The organism is Vreelandella janggokensis (assembly GCF_031451615.1).
GTDB lineage: Bacteria > Pseudomonadota > Gammaproteobacteria > Pseudomonadales > Halomonadaceae > Vreelandella > Vreelandella janggokensis.
This window is the reverse complement of record NZ_JARWAJ010000014.1, coordinates 1-1,386: the sequence shown is the minus strand read 5'-3', so window position 1 is coordinate 1,386 and position 1,386 is coordinate 1. Positions and strand designations below refer to the sequence as shown.

The window sequence follows — 1,386 nt, the reverse complement described above, 5'->3', positions numbered from 1 at the left end:
TTGCCGGTAGCCACCCTGGCTGGCAATCAGCGTCGAGGCCGCCGTAGGGTCGCTTTCGGCCAGGCGTGAGGCCAGCTCTTCGTCGCTGATGTCCAGGTGCAGTCGGCCGCTGTGACAGTCGAGCTCGATCCAGTCGCCGTTGCGCACCGCGGCCAGCGGGCCGCCCGCGGCGGCTTCCGGGGCAACGTGCAGCACCACGGTACCGTAGGCGGTGCCGCTCATGCGGGCGTCGGAAATCCGCACCATGTCGGTCACGCCCTGGGCGAGGATCTTGGGTGGCAGGCCCATATTGCCCACCTCGGCCATGCCGTGATAACCCCGGGGGCCGCAGTGTTTCATGACCAGAATGTCGTTGGCTTCCACGTCCAGGTCCGGGTCGTTGATGCGCGCCTTGTAGTCGTCGAAGTCTTCGAAGACCACCGCGCGGCCGCGGTGCTGCATGAGTTCGGCTTTCGCCGCCGAGGGCTTGAGCACCGCGCCGTTGGGCGCGAGATTGCCGCGTACCACGCAGATGCCGCCATCCGCGGTGAGCGGGTTGTCCAGCGGGCGGATCACCTCGTCGTTGTACAGCGGGGCGTCCTGAACATTTTCCCACAGTGTCTTGCCGTTGACGGTCAAGGCGTCCTTGAAGGGCAGCCGGTCGGCTTCGCCCAGGCGTCTGAGCACCGCGGGTAGGCCGCCGGCGTAGTAGAACTCTTCCATCAGAAAGCGCCCCGAGGGCTGCAGATCCACTACGGTGGGGGTGCCACGCCCGACTCGGCTCCAGTCGTCCAGGGTGAGGTCAACACCGATGCGCCCGGCAATCGCCTTGAGGTGAATCACCGCGTTGGTGGAGCCTCCGATGGCGGCGTTGGTGCGAATGGCGTTATCAAAGGCTTCCTTGGTGAGGATCTTGGAGAGCTTGAGGTCTTCATCGACCATCTCGACAATCCGGTTACCGGAGAGGTGGGCCAGCACGTAGCGGCGGGAGTCCACCGCCGGGATGGCGGCGTTGTGGGGGAGCGAAACGCCCAGCGATTCCGACATGCAGGCCATGGTGGAGGCGGTGCCCATGGTGTTGCAGGTCCCCGCGGAGCGCGACATGCCGGCTTCGGCGGCCATGAAGTCGTGCATCGAGATCTCACCCGCCTTGACCTGCTCGGAGAGCTGCCAGACCACGGTGCCGGAGCCGATATCCTTGCCCTTGTGCTTGCCGTTGAGCATTGGCCCGCCGGTGACCACGATGGTGGGGATATCGCAGCTCGCCGCCCCCATCAACAGCGCCGGGGTGGTCTTGTCGCAGCCCACCAGCAGCACCACGCCGTCCATGGGGTTGCCGCGAATGGCTTCTTCCACGTCCATGCTGGCCAGGTTGCGGGTGAACATGGCCGTGGGGCGCAGGTTGGA

At 66.0% G+C, this 1,386-nt stretch carries 1 protein-coding gene; it reads right to left on the bottom strand.

The features are described from left to right. Positions 1-1,386: IlvD/Edd family dehydratase (locus QC816_RS18255; protein ID WP_309783854.1), on the bottom strand; the 1,386-nt coding region annotated here is incomplete at both ends.